The organism is Echinicola strongylocentroti, assembly GCF_003260975.1.
GTDB classification, from domain to species: domain Bacteria; phylum Bacteroidota; class Bacteroidia; order Cytophagales; family Cyclobacteriaceae; genus Echinicola; species Echinicola strongylocentroti.
On the sequence record NZ_CP030041.1, the window covers coordinates 2893563 to 2908780 of the forward strand.

The 15218-nt window shown below is 44.3% G+C and carries 10 protein-coding genes and 1 pseudogene; 7 read left to right on the top strand and 4 right to left on the bottom strand.

The genetic code is table 11. From position 1 onward, the window contains the following. Window positions 1–433 precede the first annotated feature (433 nt). From DN752_RS11165 to DN752_RS11175, 3 genes and pseudogenes are all read left to right on the top strand, one after another. Window positions 434–1174, top strand: a complete 741-nt coding sequence (locus DN752_RS11165) for a DUF6088 family protein (protein WP_245949509.1) — start codon at window positions 434–436, stop codon at window positions 1172–1174. A 67-nt stretch (window positions 1175–1241) separates the two neighbouring features. Then, window positions 1242–2150: pseudogene (locus DN752_RS11170) on the top strand (nucleotidyl transferase AbiEii/AbiGii toxin family protein). Window positions 2151–2611: 461 nt separating this feature from the next. Next, window positions 2612–3910: a P-loop NTPase family protein gene (locus DN752_RS11175; protein ID WP_112784021.1), complete on the top strand. Its 1299-nt coding sequence runs from the start codon at window positions 2612–2614 to the stop codon at window positions 3908–3910. A 733-nt stretch (window positions 3911–4643) separates the two neighbouring features. Here DN752_RS11175 and DN752_RS11180 read toward each other — a convergent pair. Beyond that, on the bottom strand, window positions 4644–5282 hold the full coding sequence (locus tag DN752_RS11180; RefSeq protein ID WP_112784022.1) for a lipoprotein signal peptidase: 639 nt from the start codon (window positions 5280–5282) through the stop codon (window positions 4644–4646). A gap of 44 nt (window positions 5283–5326) precedes the next feature. Continuing rightward, entirely contained in the window at window positions 5327–8713 is a 3387-nt protein-coding gene (ileS, locus tag DN752_RS11185) for an isoleucine--tRNA ligase (protein WP_112784023.1), read from the bottom strand. Window positions 8714–9029: 316 nt separating this feature from the next. Here ileS and DN752_RS11190 point away from each other — a divergent pair, with 316 nt between their 5' ends. The 4 genes from DN752_RS11190 to DN752_RS24475 all read left to right on the top strand — a co-directional run bounded on the left by DN752_RS11190 (window position 9030) and on the right by DN752_RS24475 (window position 13662). Further along, a complete protein-coding gene (locus DN752_RS11190) occupies window positions 9030–9599 on the top strand; it encodes an LOG family protein (RefSeq protein WP_112784024.1) in 570 nt (189 codons plus the stop codon). A 178-nt stretch (window positions 9600–9777) separates the two neighbouring features. Next, window positions 9778–11226 (top strand): PhoX family protein, encoded by a 1449-nt coding sequence (locus DN752_RS11195; RefSeq protein ID WP_112784025.1) that lies wholly within the window; start codon window positions 9778–9780, stop codon window positions 11224–11226. 4 nt (window positions 11227–11230) lie between these two features. Beyond that, complete coding sequence (locus DN752_RS11200; protein ID WP_112784026.1) at window positions 11231–13066, top strand: cytochrome-c peroxidase; 1836 nt, start codon at window positions 11231–11233, stop codon at window positions 13064–13066. Between the two features lie 446 nt (window positions 13067–13512). Then, on the top strand, window positions 13513–13662 hold the full coding sequence (locus DN752_RS24475; RefSeq protein WP_162633193.1) for a hypothetical protein: 150 nt from the start codon (window positions 13513–13515) through the stop codon (window positions 13660–13662). Between the two features lie 5 nt (window positions 13663–13667). On the opposite strand, the gene DN752_RS11205 is transcribed toward DN752_RS24475, so the two are convergent. Both DN752_RS11205 and ribD read right to left on the bottom strand, forming a co-directional pair. Then, on the bottom strand, window positions 13668–14150 hold the full coding sequence (locus DN752_RS11205; protein ID WP_112784027.1) for a GAF domain-containing protein: 483 nt from the start codon (window positions 14148–14150) through the stop codon (window positions 13668–13670). 25 nt (window positions 14151–14175) lie between these two features. Beyond that, window positions 14176–15204, bottom strand: coding sequence for a bifunctional diaminohydroxyphosphoribosylaminopyrimidine deaminase/5-amino-6-(5-phosphoribosylamino)uracil reductase RibD (ribD, locus tag DN752_RS11210; RefSeq protein ID WP_112784028.1), 1029 nt, complete (start codon window positions 15202–15204; stop codon window positions 14176–14178). Window positions 15205–15218: the final 14 nt, after the last annotated feature.

Genomic DNA, 15218 nt, shown 5'->3' on the forward strand with positions numbered 1-15218 from the left:
TTTTCACTTAACAATACGTTCGGCCCTTCATCAACACGTGAGAACTCTTCGGTTTTACGAAGCTCAAGTCCTGTTGACTACTATGGCCTCTGTATGCAGCTTCTGTTCGATAGTACAGGATTTTGCAGTCCCACTCCCTTCACTGTATGCCTCACGACAACCAGCTTGCGGCTTGCTAACAGACTTTACCAACTCACCTGTAAGGGACTTTCACCCTCTGGAATATTTGGTATCTTCGATACCAGTTGCCCGTGCTGGGCACACACAACAACTATAAGCAATGCCCTTCGGGACACTGCTCATATCCAAACCGTTGGCAAACATTAAAACAAGTGGCTAATCCCTTTTTAGAACCCGAATCTATAATGTCAAGTATTTTGCGCAATATACTTGACAAATCACTACACTTTCTTATCTTTGCTTCCGTTAAGCAATGTCTTATCAATCAATGAAGGTGGCAGAGAAAATACAACGCAAGATCAACAGGATGCAGGAAGGAATTACCTTCAAGTATCAACAGTTGGGTATTGATCAGTCTGAGTACAGTGCTGCTACGAAAACGATTGAGCGATTGATTAAGAAAGGAATGATCAAAAGAGTGTCTACCGGAGTATTCTATAAACCTAAACAGTCTGCATTTGGTGAACTCAGACCACGGGAAGAAGAACTGCTTAAACCATATCTCTTTCAGGATGGAAAACGCATTGCATACATTACCGGAGGATCATTATACAATCGAATGGGCTTAACCACGCAGGTACCCAAAACCATCAAGGTAGCCAGCAAAGTTAAACGGGTAACCACCAAAATCGGGAAAACACAAGTCAAACCAGTTAAAAGCTATGTGGATGTATCCAATGAAAACTACTACCTACTGGAAATTTTGGATGCGCTAAAAGACTTCAAAACCATTCCCGACCTGGACAAGAAATCCGCCATTGCGTTACTGAAAAACGAAATAAGCAAGCTATCTGAAAATGATCAAACAAAAATAATCCGGTATGCATTGAAATACCCACCACGAGCAACAGCACTATTGGGAGCCATATTGGAACTATCAAACAAAAAGAGTGGTCTTGATAGACTGAGAGCAAAATTGAATCCGTTGACCACCTATAGACTTGTAATAAAGAAAGAAACATTACCAACAGCACCAGAATGGAATATTAACTGATATGAATTTACACAGCAACAAAGAACTACTACAAGACGCAATCCTTGCCACAGCGGAATATATCGATATGAGAGACATTTATGTGGAGAAGGATTATTGGGTAACGGTTGCTTTGTATGAGATATTCCTTTCAGATATAGCCGACCAATCCGTTTTTAAAGGTGGAACAGCACTTTCAAAATGCCACAAACTGATAGAGTGATTCTCAGAAGATATTGACATAGTAGTGCTCCGCAATGAAGGAGAGAATGACAATCAGTTAAAGAAGAAAATCCGGGCAATCAGTAAAGTGGTGGAAAGGGTAATTCCAGAAGTAGAAGTTAAAGGACTCACCAATAAAAGGGGAAATATTCGGAAAACGGTTCATCAATACAACAAGTTACTTGAAGGAGATTTTGGTCAGATCAGGGAACACGTAGTGGTTGAAGCTACATGGTTAGGGAATTTTGAACCTTTTTCTGATATGCAGGTCAGTTCTTACATATATGAAATGATGAAGTCTAAAGGACAAGACGAACTGATTGAACAATACAACATGGCTCCATTCACCATTCAGGTATTGAGCAAGCTGAGAACTATCTGCGAGAAGATCATGAGTCTAGTGAGGTTCTCCAGAACAGAAGAACCGATAGATGACCTGAGAAACAAGATCCGTCATGTGTACGACATCCATCAAATGTTAAAAGATGAAGAAATACAGCAGTTCTTTGAAAGTAGTGGTTTTGATGATATGCTGATAAAGGTGGGTAATGACGACATGATCGGCTATAAGAACAACAATGACTGGATTTCCGAACATCCTTCAACGGCCATCATATTTGACAAACCACAAGAAACATGGAAACAACTCAGCACTGCATACAAAGGTGATTTCAAAAACCTAGTAACAGGTAAACTTCCGGCAGAAAGCAAATTGATTGAAACCCTGAAACAAGTTGGTGCTCGTCTTAAAAAAATAGAATGGAATATAAAATAACGTTTGCCAGTCGAGTAGCCCGAGCTCAGCCAATCAGCTCAGATCCATTTCGACCCCGCCTGACGGATGGCCCTTCATCAACCCGTGAGAACTCTTCGGTTTACTAAGCTCAAGCCCTGTTGACTATTATGGCCTTTGCTGACTTCTTGACTCATATATGCCGTTTCTGTTCGATAGTACCGGAATTTGCAGTCCCGCTTCCTTCACTGTATGCCTCACGGCAACCAGCTTGCGAATTGCTAACAGACTTCACCAACTCGTCTGTAAGGGACTTTCACCCTCTGGAATATTTTGGTATCTTCGATCCAGATGCCCATGCTGGGCACACACAATGTATATACAAAATGGGCGAGATAGTAGTTAATTCAAAGGTTGTAGCCCGCTTAAAAATCGTAACGGTTTGATAGGTTTGAAGCCCGCAATCGCCTACTTTGCATATACTTAACGTTAGAAATAATATAATGGAAGGAGCAACAATGAAAACCAATAAAGTATTTGGAGTTTCCAACGAGAAAGTTGAATCATATATTCAAAGAGAAGAAGTCGACGATAGATTTCTGGAGGGACTCAATTCTAACAAACACATCGTTGTGTACGGTGCTTCAAAGCAAGGGAAAACGGCTCTTACCAACAGGCACATGGAGCCAAGTGAATTTATTCGAGTTGATTGTGCCCCCAACTCTACCTCACTTGACTTATTTAAGTCAATCCTTAGACAAGAAAATATTGAGTTTGAAATTGGTCGAACTGATGAAAAAAGTAGTGAATTCGGTGGTAAGATCGGAGCAAAAGCTAAGGTTAAAATACCATTGATAGCAGAGGCTGAATTCGGTGGCGAAGGCGAAGGTAAGGGAGGAGAGAAAATGTCAAAAACGTATAAAAATGTAGATTTTAATTTGAGCTTGGCTCAAGATATTTCAGAAATATTGAAGAAAGCCGGATCGAACAAAAGAATCATACTAGAAAACTTCCATTACTTGGATGAGGAAGTTCAAAAGTCTCTTGCATTCGATCTTAGGATTTTTGAGGATCATCATATACTGTTCATCGTTCTTGGAATCTGGAGAGAAAAAAATAGGCTTTCACAATTCAATGGTGATTTGCTAGACCGAATGATCGAGGTTCCTGTTGAACCATGGAAAAAAGAAGATTTTCTGAAAGTACTTAGAGGCGGTGAGCCTTTATTAAATGTTGATTTCAGTACAATTGAAGATCAAATGGTAGAGTCAGCTTTTGACAGCATTGGTGTTTTTCAAGAACTCGCAAAATATGCTTGCTTTGACGCAGGTGTCGAAGAAACCCAGCAGGAAAAAATGGTTACATTATCAGCGACTAACCTAAACAATGCGGAAGCTCAGAAATTAGAAGATTATTCGAGCAGGCATATTAGGTGCCTAGAGTCCTTTATTGAACAAAAGGCTAAAACTTCTGATAAAACACCGTTGTACCTTGCTTACTACTTCGTAAAGGGTGTTTTTGAGTCAACCTTTGATGATATTACCAAAGGTTTTAAAAGGAAAGAAGTTCAGGAACTTATAAAAAAAGACCACCATCGCCCAGATGATGTAAGACCTTCTGATATGGGATATTTCTTGCATGATATAGTAAAAACTCAAGTCAAAAAAAACATAATCCCACCTATTTTCGACTATGACAGAAGCACTAGGACTTTGAAAATTATTGATTCAACATTTTACTTCTTCATCAAACACTGCAATAAAGAAGAACTAGTGGAAGAGTTGGAAGCTCCTGAGATATAAACTACCGCCAGTCGAATAGGTAAAGAGAAATCTCACCCCTAAACCTCTCACAGAACCGTACGTGAACCTCTCGATACATATGGCTCTTATGGTGCAGTCGGTTAATAGTCCATAAGTTAGACCAATTTGTGGATCAAGCGGAAAAGTTGAGGGGCTGATGGAACGCTGATTTACCTCGGCGAGACAGGTGGCTCAGATGATTATGATTTGCGCTGATTTTTTGCTTAAATTGGAATAGCCAAGTGGCATAAAAAAGCCCTGAAAGGGCGTGACATCCATAGCCATGGGCAACACCCATGGTAAACATCAAAAATAATCTCATTGTTTTAGCAGCTATTACCTTCCTAGCGCTTATAAATTCACGCTAAAACCCAACACACACCAACAGCGCTTTAGTCCAAAAATCAATAGGAAATAAATTTCAAGAAAGTGTGTCGAAATTTATTCGCCCAACAATATGGCTTGATCCTTAAACCCGGAATATGCATTAGCCTATCTATTGCGGTATGAATCTACTTCAAAATCAGTCGCTTCGCTGCTGTTTTCGATTTCACCATAGCGGTGCTATGCCTCAATCTCCAAACAGCCTGATTTTCTTGTAGTTACAAACCTTCCCGATAGCTATCGGGACAGGCGATGACGATTCCTAATGCATAAACCGGGTTAAATAGACTCCAGAAAAACGACTTGACCCAACAAAAAAAGCCCCGGGGTTCTCCCGAGGCTCTGTGGCTTATTTTTCTTCGATAAACTGGCGCTGTATTTCGTCTTCTTCCTCTTCTTGATGCTGCTTGGTCTCCTCTCCAAAGAATCTTTTCTGGAAGAGTAGGATGAACACTACACCCATAAAGATGGAGGCGTCAGCGACATTGAAGATCGGCCATAATGCCGTATAGCTTCCGCCCCATAGCGGCACCCAGTCTGGTATGAAACCTTCCCAAATGTCAATATAGAACATGTCCACCACTTGTCCATGAAACCATGGTGTGCTGGCATCATAGGGGGCATTGCCTAAAAGCACACCGTAAAACACACTATCTACCAAATTGCCTATGGCACCACCCAAAATCATGGCGATGCAAATGATATAGCCAGGGTGTACTTTCTTCATGATCAGGTAGTACAGGTAATATCCGATACCCACCATGGCCACTAGCCTAAAGGTCGTCAAGATCAACTTCCCATATTCAGAACCCAGCTCCATGCCGAAGGCCATTCCTGGATTGGTCGTGTAATGGAGCTTAAACCAGTCACCAAAAATCTTGATCTGACCGGCAGTTCCCATTGCCATATTGGTATCGACAGCCAATTTTACGATTTGGTCAATCAAAATGACCAGTAAGGTAATACCAAAGTACTTTAAATATTTCATTTGCTCTACGTTCAGCGACTACGTGATGGCCGCGCCAGTTTAGTTTATACTTTATCTACCTTTACTTTCAGTTCGAATTCATCCATGTCCAGCACTGTTCCTTCTTCCACATCTCCATTGACAGAAAGTGAGAGGGCTTGTGTTTCGGACTGGATATAAGCCGAGAAGTTTTCCAATGCACTGTCCACCTGCTCGTTCAGCTTGGCCACCTTGATGGTGATTTTGTCCTGCACTTCCAGCCCCATGTCCTTTCTCAGATTTTGGATCCTATTGACCAAGTCCCGGGCGATGCCTTCTTGCTTGAGTGCTTCGGTCAGGGTGACATCCAGGGCGACGGTGATGCCATTGGCACTGGCCACAGACCAGCCAGGGATGTCCTGGGAGGTGATGAGGACTTCTTCTTGTGCCAAGCTGGCTTTCTCTCCATCCACCTCGATGTCAATGCTGCCATTTCGCTCCAGCATGTTGATTTCCTCGTGGCCCCACTTACCGATGGCTGCGGCCACCAGCTTCATTTTTGGCCCAAAACGTTTCCCGAGAAGCGGGAAGTTAGGCTTGGCATTTTTTACCAATATTCCTGAAGCATCATCGATGTACTCGACACTTTTGATGTTCACTTCAGACTTGATCAGCTCTTCCACATGTTGGATTTGCTGCCTGGTTTTTTCATTCAGGATAGGAATAAGGATCTTTTGAAGCGGTTGGCGTACTTTCAGTTTATCCTTCTTCCGTAGGCTATGCACTAATGAAGAAATGTCTTGCGCCAACTGCATGCTGGCTTCCAGGTCTTCATTGATAAGGGCATTATCAGCTGCCTTCCAGTCGGTCAAATGTACCGATTCCGGAATTTTCTGACCTGCTTCTTTAGCGCCTTCGGTCAAGTTGGTGAACATCCAGTCCGAATAGAACGGCGCAAAGGACGACATCAACTGGCTGATCGCCATAAGACATTCGTACAAGGTCTCGTAAGCCGCTTGCTTGTCCTGGTTCATCTCGCCTCTCCAGAAGCGTTTTCTCGCCAACCTTACGTACCAATTGGACAGCTGGTCCACGGTAAAGTTCATGATGGCACGCGTTGCTCGGGTAGCATCATAATTGTCCATGGAGTTTTCCACTTCCTTGATCAGGGACTGGAGCTTGGAAATGATCCATCTGTCCAGTTCCGGCCGCTCACTTACGGCCACGGTATTGGCGGGGTCATAAGTAAAAGCATCCAGATTGGCATATAACGCAAAGAAGTTATAGGTATTTTGCAAGGTGCCAAAAAACCTTCGCTGAACTTCCGCTACACCTTCCAGGTTAAACTTCAGGTTGTCCCAAGGATTGGCATTGGAGAGCATGTACCAGCGGAGTGCATCCGGTCCATATTCTTTCAGCGTTTTGAATGGATCGACGGCATTGCCATGGCGTTTGGACATCTTGTTGCCGTTTTTGTCCAGTACAAGGCCGTTGGCGATCACGTTTTTGAAGGCTACACTGTCAAAGAGCATCACAGCAATGGTATGCAAAGTGAAGAACCATCCTCTGGTCTGGTCTACGCCTTCTGCGATATAGTCTGCCGGGTAATTGGCCTTAAATATTTCCTCGTTTTCAAATGGGTAATGCCACTGTGCATACGGCATGGCTCCAGAGTCAAACCACACATCGATCAGGTCTGGCTCACGGAACATTTTATTGCCTTGGCTGTCCACCAAGACCACGTCATCTACATAAGGTCTGTGCAGATCGATTTCTTCTCCTTTGAATGGAGATTCCTGCATAATGCCCTTGGCAATGGATTTCTTGATCTCTTCGTTCAGTTCAGCGATAGAGCCGATACACTTGGTTTCGGTAGCATCTTCATTTCTCCAAACGGGCAGTGGCGTGCCCCAGAACCGCGAGCGGCTGAGGTTCCAGTCTACCAAATTTTCCAGCCAGTTGCCAAAACGCCCAGTACCGGTGGCTTCCGGCTTCCAGTTGATGGTATTGTTCAGCTCCACTAAGCGATCCTTGTAAGCGGTGGTTTTGACAAACCAGCTTTCTAGGGGATAATACAGCACAGGCATGTCTGTCCTCCAGCAATGGGGATAGCTGTGCTCGTATTTCTCTACCTTGAACGCCTTGTTTTCATTCTTCAAGATGATGGAAATGATCACATCGGTATTTTTGTATTCCGCTGCATTTTCATCCTCTTTCAGGTAATTTTTTACATAGAAATCATCGACCGTGTATTCTTTATGTGCGGTGATTTGGTGCTCATCCATTTTGGCCAGCAAGTATTCACCTACCACGGGCAAGAACTTGCCTTTTTTATCCACTACAGGGATTTCATTGTCCTGGTCGTCCTTGATAAATACGCCGGGCACACCTGCCTGCACCAATGTCCTAAAGTCATCCGCGCCAAATGCCTTGGCAAGGTGGACGATCCCCGTACCATCTTCTGTGGTCACATAGTCGGCAGGAATTACTGTATATGCAGGATGGGGCAGCTTGATGCCATCAATAGGGAAGAGCGGTTCGTACTCCATTCCCAACATGTCCGATCCTTTGAATTCCTCCACGATTTCATAAGGAATCAGCTTATCGCCAGCTTTATAGTCCTCTATTTTTAGGTCCGCAGCTTTATTACTGAACAAAGCGCCCATTCTGGCCTTGGCCAAAATAACCGTTTGTGGCTGGAAGGTATAGGGGTTGAAGGTTTTGACCTTGACATAATCGAGCTTTTCTCCCACCGCCAGGGCGGAATTGGAAGGAAGTGTCCACGGGGTCGTGGTCCAAGCGATGATGTATTCATTTTCGCGGCCTTTTACCTTAAACTGCGCCGTGATGGAAGTGTCCTTCACATCACGGTAGCAACCTGGCTGGTTGAGTTCGTGGGAACTCAGCCCCGTGCCAGCTGCAGGGGAATAAGGCTGGATCGTATAGCCTTTATAGAGCAGGTCCTTCTCGTAAAGTCGCTTAAGAAGGCTCCACAGGGTTTCGATGTATTTCGGCTCAAAAGTGATATAAGGATCATCCAAGTCCACCCAATAGCCTATTTTTTCGGTAAGGTCATCCCATTCATCCTTGAAGCGCATGACCGTTTCCCGGCATTTTTGATTGTATTCCTCTACAGAGATTTTCTTACCGATATCTTCCTTGGTGATGCCCAGTTCCTTCTCCACTTGCAGCTCTACAGGCAATCCGTGCGTGTCCCAGCCGCCTTTCCGCTTCACCTGGTATCCTTTGAGGGTTTTGTACCGACAAAAAATATCCTTCAATGTTCTGGCCATCACATGGTGAATTCCCGGCGTTCCATTAGCAGATGGAGGGCCTTCAAAAAAGGTAAATGTCTCCGCTCCCTCTCGGTTTTTGACGGATTTTTCGAAGATCTTATTCTCCTGCCAGTAGTGCAGTACACTTTCTCCTATTCCGGGATAATCTACTTGTTTGAACTCCTGATATTTTTTCACGATATCTCTCTTATTTCTTCTTGATCAAATGCTTAAGTGCCAGCTCTGTGCTCCCGAAAAGGATTACAGCGCTGAGCTAATTGTTTCAAAAGCAGGCACAAAGTTAATAGAAAAGTAGGGTTTATGTATGGTGAATACTGAAAAACTCTCTTTCTTCATTGGATTAGCATAAAATGCCCTTCTCTTTGTTGGAAACATCTGTTACAAATAGGATTTTTCGAGGCCGTCTTTTCAATTTTATTTAACTCGAAGAACTTGGGAAAGGGCATAAAAATCCAGTTATTAGTAATATTGTTTTACCCTCATTTGCAATACAATGAAAAAAATAACCATCTACTGCGGCTCCAATACCGGAAATAATCCTGCCTATAAAAATGGCGCTATCGCATTGGCAGAAGAAATGACCTTAAGGAAGATGGATTTGGTGTATGGAGCAGGCAAAGTGGGGCTAATGGGGATTATCGCTGATTATATGCTAAGCGTGGGAAGAAATGTATATGGCTTCATTCCCCAAAAACTGGTAGATGTGGAAGTCGCTCATCACGGTTGTACGGAGCTCACTGTGGTAGAGACCATGCGAGACCGTAAGTGGCTCATGGCAGAGACCGGTGATGGCTTCATCGCCATGCCAGGGGGAATCGGTACACTGGAGGAGCTTTTTGAGATCATGACCCTTAACCAACTCGCCTATATCCAAAAGCCATTGGCACTATATAACGTGGAGGGGTATTACGATAAATTGATCGAATTTTTGAGTTTTTCTGCCCAAGAAGGTTTTCTGAAACAAGCCCAAATGGAGCTGCTGATCATCAGTGACGACCCTGCCGAGATGCTGGACAAGATGGCTGCTTATGAGCCCAAGTTTGTCCCTAAATGGGGAAAATAACTGGGAAGAACTGGTTTCCTGCCTCGATAGCTTTGGCGCACGCAGTATTATTAATTAATTGTTTTTTATAAATTTTCTTATTGTTCAAATCATAAATAAAACAAAACATTGTCTTAATCAGATTGACTGGCTCTCGGAGTATTTTTGTAATAACACAACCACTCTAAAGAGACCAATTATGAAAAAATTATTGACCATCCAAGCGGTTGTCGGCACGTTATTTTTAGCCGGCTGTGGTGATGACAAAGAAGGGGGAGTTCCTACCACCCCATCATCAGATGTAGAACTGGCGAACCATTCAAGTTCTCCAGTATTCCTCAAATTAAAATCGGGCTTTGAAGACGTAGAAGTCTATAACCTGTTGTCTTCAGAGGACCAATTGGAAAACACGCCGGACTTCGTTTATGGAAGTATGGCAGACGGTGCAGGCCTGATGAAAAATGACGATGGCACGTTTACCTTGCTGAACAATATTGAGGCTGATTACTCTGTGGCCCGTATTTCTTTTGATGAGACATTTAAGCCAGTAGGGGGAGAATATATCCTTAATGCGGAAGCCACCGCTTCCACTGCGCAGTGCTCCGGTTCTTTGATCACCATGGAGGAGCATGGTTTTGGGCCATTATATCTCTCTGGTGGAGAATGGGGCGGAAACTCCAAAGGTGTTTTTATGACCGACCCGGCAAAAGATCCTGCGGATGCAGATGTGGCCACTTTACTTCCTGCACTGGGACAATGGTCTGTAGAAAACGCCGTAGCCATCGGAAAAGAGGCCTACCCTGGACAGACAGTGGTCTTTATCGGCGATGATACCAGCGATAATGAAACACCTTCTGGCCAAGTGGCCATGTATATCGGTGATCATGGAGACCTCTCAGGAGGTAAACTTTATGGATTAAAGGTCACCAGCCCTGACATTACCTATGAAATGGACATGGTGGAAGGAGAAGAGTATGAGGTAGAATTTTTGGAATATGAAGAGCGTACCTATGATGAACTAGAGGAAGAATCCAGAGCAAAAGGCTTTATGGGCTTTTCCAGAGTGGAAGACATCGACTGGAGAAGGGGATCTGCTGCCAATAACAGAGAAATTTATGTAGCCGTGACGGGAAGAAAAAACGACCCGCTACTAAACAAAGGCACTTTTTATGGCCGGGTTTATAAAATCGTCCTAGATGAAGAAGACCCTACCAAAGCTACGATTTCCTGCGTGCTAGATGGCGATAAGCTGGACGGAAAAGCCAAGGCATTTCATAGCCCGGACAATATCTTGGTGACCGAAAATTATGTCTATATCCAAGAAGACCCCAATGGCTATTTTGACCAAGAAGATAAAATGCACTTTGCACAGTTGTATCAATATGATATCAACACAGGTGATTTGAGAACAGTACTTGAGTGCGATCAAGATGCTGCTGCAAGCCAAAATTATGGTACTACGGACCGTACTTGGGAGCTCACAGGGATGATCGATGTTTCCGATATTTTAGGAGAGGAAGAGACTTTTGTACTCATTACCCAAAATCATGGCTGGGAAAATGATGCTTTCACTGATCCCAATGCCAACCCGACAACTGATTCTAACGAAGGCAGTATGCTTTACGTGCTGAAGGGCTTAAAACGCTAACAACATGCATAATATATATTCTAAAAAGGCTTATGGTTTCATAAGCCTTTTAGGTTTTTTAGCTTTCTTTGTTTCTTGTGGCAAGGCTACAGATTCGCAGCAAGACCATCGTCCTGTCGATCGACTCGCAGAACAATACATGTTTCACCTAAAAAAATCCTTTCTTTACTTGGACAGTATTCCCGATGAGAGAGATTTCAGAAAGGTGGAGAATTACTTTTTATTGGCCCGAAAGCACTTTAAAAAAGCCGAGCCAATCCTTGCTTTCATGGACTCCGAAAACTATAAGTTCCTTAACCAGCCGAATATCACCAAGGTGGAGGAAGAAGATTTTACGGATATAAAAATCAAATCGCCCAAAGGATTTCAGGTACTTGAGGAGAATATCTTTGCGGATGATCCTGACTGGCACTTGATAGGCAAGACGGCCAAGGTCACTTCAAAAAGAATACAATTGGTCCATGCCAATTCAACCTTTGATTTTGTAAAGCCTTACCATGTCTTATGGATGTTTCGGGACGGCATAGTGAGAGTGGCCCTGACGGGAATCACCGGCTTCGATTCTCCTGTATTGCAAAACTCACTGACCGAAGCACAGTATGTGTACTCAGGCTTAAAAACCACCATGGAAGCATATGAAGGGCACTTTAATGACAAGGGACTTTACCAAAAAACAATGAAAAAACTCGATGCTGGAATAGCAGCATTGACCGGTGATTTCAACAGTTTTGACCGATACGGTTTTATCAAAAACCACACCCAACCGATGCTCGGCGTTTGGAATGAAGTGGTCAAGGATTGGGCAGTGAACTTCCCGTTTGATGAAGCCATACGGAATAACGCAACCTCCCTGTTTTCGGACCAAACCTTTAACATCAGTTATTTCTCCTCTGAAAACTTTGGGGTCTTGGACCAAAAAAAAGCAGCCCTGGGAAAGCAGTTGTTTAATGAAAAGGCCTTTTCCCGTAGTGGTGACATGAGCTGCGCCACCTGCCATCTACCAGAAAAGCAATTTACCGACGGAATGAAAACCTCCCTAGGGAATACCCGAAACAGCCCCACCCTTCTTTATGCTGCGCTTCAGAAGGGATTTTTCTATGACAATCGGTCAGGCAGCCTAGAGGGACAAATAGTGGATGTGACCACAAATGAAAAAGAGTTCCACACAGATTTGGAGCATCTCCAGAAAGTCACTTCCCGCAATGAAGCGTATGTGGAGGCTTTTAAAGACCTTTATGGTGACGGGACGGTTGCGGAAGGGGATATCCGTAACGCCATTGCCAGTTATATCAGAAGCTTGACACCCTTCGACTCCAAGTTTGACAGAAACATCAATGGACAAGAACAAACCCTGACCGCAGATGAACGGGAAGGCTTTAATCTGTTCATGGGCAAGGCAAAATGCGCCACATGCCATTTTCCTCCCGTCTTTAACGGCACTGTACCCGTTACATTCAAAGAATCTGAAATGGAGCTGATCGGCGTACCCGCCTCCAATGACACGATCAATGCCTCCATAGACGAGGATCTCGGCAGGTACCATGTCTATGGGACCAAGGAACGTAAATTTTTCTTTAAAACACCTACCGTAAGAAATGCAGCCCTCACCGCACCGTATATGCATAATGGTGTATATGAAACATTGGAAGAAGTGGTGGACTTCTATGATCGGGGAGGGGGTGTTGGCATCGGCATCGATCTTCCTAACCAAACCTTGCCTACGGATAGGCTAGAGCTGACAGAAGCCGAAAAAGCAGCCCTGGTGGCTTTTATCGAATCACTCAATGATGAAGTTCCCTCTACCCAAACAGCAAAAGATAAACGGATGGCGGTAAAGTGATCCCGCTTATTAAACCCGGAATATGCATTAGCCTATCTACGCCGCGGCGCACAGGTATTACGGTATGAACCTACTTCAAAATCAGTCGCTTCGCTGCTGTTTTCGATTTCACCATAGCGGTGCTATGCCTCAATCTCCAAACAGCCTGATTTTCTTGCAGTTTCAAACCTTCCCGATAGCTATCGGGACAGGCGATCACGATTCCTAATGCATAAACCGGGTTAAACTCGGCATTGAAACCAGGTTAAGCATGGTTTCAGTGCTGTTTAGTTAGTATGTACCTGCAAGGCGGATCCATTTTATACATGTTTAAAAAGGCCATGGATTAAAACCATAATTCTCTCAGTGGACGATCTGTATTGGGAAATCTAGCTATAAGGTTGAGCCAGAATTATGAGCCCTGCTGAGTCCACAAAAGGTGTCGCTTCCTTTTGATGGCCCTTGGTATGCCTGTTTTCCAGCCGGTGGTGGAGGCCGTTAGGAAAGGGAGTTGGCTCGCGTCGTGGAACAGCGAGACCCACTCGCTTTCAGGCCGTAGCCACCGGCTGGAAATTAAAATGGGTGACGGATTGATGGTGTTTTCTTGGTCAACCTGACCCCTCTAAATAAACGCCTCGATGATCCGCATCAGCTTCTCCAAGTATTCGGCATCGGTTTTATCAAAATCATTGAGCTGATCGCTGTCAATATCGAGTACCAAAGCCACCTTGCTGGCTTTGAAGGCAGGGAGGACGATTTCGGACTTAGAGGAAGAACTGCAGGCAATATGCCCTGGAAATACGTCTACGTCTGGAACCAACTGTGTTTTGCCTTCTTTCCAAGCGGCACCGCAAACGCCTTTGCCAAAGTTGATCCGAGTACAGGCAATCGGCCCCTGAAAGGGTCCCAAAACCAGCTGGTCATTTTTTACCAAATAGAAGCCTACCCAAAAAAAGCCAAATGCTTCTTTAAGTGCCGCACTGATATTGGCAAGATTGGCAGTGAGGTCTTCTTCACCGTTGGTGAGGGCGTCTAATTGCGGAAGTAGGGCGTTGTATTTTTCTGCTTTTGTGGCATTGTCGGGAAAGAATAATGATTCGGCCATTGCGTGTTGGATTAGTTTGATCGGGTTAGTTGACTCGCTTGTAAATTGCCAATTGATCCCCCATGATGTCATGTTTTTCATGCGGATGTTGCTTTAGCTTCGGTGCTGCAATACCGCTTTCAAATTTGCTTTGGCCAGTAAACACCCTGGCCTCGTCCCAAAGTTCACTTTGGACAAACTTTTGTAACAAATAACTTCCTCCCTCTATGATGATACTTTGGACTTTTCTTTTGTGAAGATCTTCCAGTATGGCGCTGATGTCAAAATTTCTTTGGAGTTTTACGTAGACGAGGTTTTCCAGCGTTTCGTCCTTGATCAGATTATAGCAGATCGTGGGGATACTTTGATCAAAAAGGTGGAGATTATTGTCCAAGGTGAGCTGCTTATCCAGTACGATTCTCAGCGGGTCTTTCCCCTGCCAATCACGCACGTTGAGTTTGGGATCATCAAAATGAGCCGTCTTGGTACCTACCATGATGGCGTCTTCTTCGGAGCGCCATTGGTGCACGAGCTGGCGGCTGTAAGCATTGGAAATCCATTTGCTGTCATAATTGGCTCGGGCCACGAAGCCGTCTTGCGTCTGTGCCCACTTGAGGATGACATAAGGCCGTTTTTTTTCTATAGCCGTAAAAAAGCGCTTGTTCTGTATACGGGCTTCTTTTTCTAATACTCCAGTGACTACATCCACTCCCGCCTCCCGGAGAATATCAATTCCCTTGCCGCCTACAAGGGGATTGCTGTCCACTGCAGCGATGACCACTTTCTTTACTTGTTTTTCGGCCAATAGGCTGGCACATGGTGGGGTTTTGCCGAAATGCGCACAAGGCTCCAGTGTCACATAAACGATCGCCTCTTTGAGCAATTCCTGATCCTTCACTTGGTTGACCGCATTGGGCTCGGCATGAGGTCCGCCATAATTTTGGTGATATCCCTCTCCGATGATTCGTCCTTGATAGACAATGACACAACCTACCATGGGATTAGGGCTGACATCACTTCTGCCCAACTCGGCAAGTTCCAATGCACGGAGCATATATTTTTCGTCTACAGTCATGGATCTTGTAGGGG

Bases quoted from the DNA above. Each gene is read 5' to 3' on its own strand.
- DN752_RS11165 (WP_245949509.1), top strand. From the start codon at position 434: ATGTCTTATCAATCAATGAAGGTGGCAGAGAAAATACAACGCAAGATC.
- DN752_RS11175 (WP_112784021.1), top strand. From the start codon at position 2,612: ATGGAAGGAGCAACAATGAAAACCAATAAAGTATTTGGAGTTTCCAAC.
- DN752_RS11180 (WP_112784022.1), bottom strand. From the start codon at position 5,282: ATGAAATATTTAAAGTACTTTGGTATTACCTTACTGGTCATTTTGATT.
- DN752_RS11190 (WP_112784024.1), top strand. From the start codon at position 9,030: ATGAAAAAAATAACCATCTACTGCGGCTCCAATACCGGAAATAATCCT.
- DN752_RS11195 (WP_112784025.1), top strand. From the start codon at position 9,778: ATGAAAAAATTATTGACCATCCAAGCGGTTGTCGGCACGTTATTTTTA.
- DN752_RS11200 (WP_112784026.1), top strand. From the start codon at position 11,231: ATGCATAATATATATTCTAAAAAGGCTTATGGTTTCATAAGCCTTTTA.
- DN752_RS24475 (WP_162633193.1), top strand. From the start codon at position 13,513: ATGCCTGTTTTCCAGCCGGTGGTGGAGGCCGTTAGGAAAGGGAGTTGG.
- DN752_RS11205 (WP_112784027.1), bottom strand. From the start codon at position 14,150: ATGGCCGAATCATTATTCTTTCCCGACAATGCCACAAAAGCAGAAAAA.
- ribD (WP_112784028.1), bottom strand. From the start codon at position 15,204: ATGACTGTAGACGAAAAATATATGCTCCGTGCATTGGAACTTGCCGAG.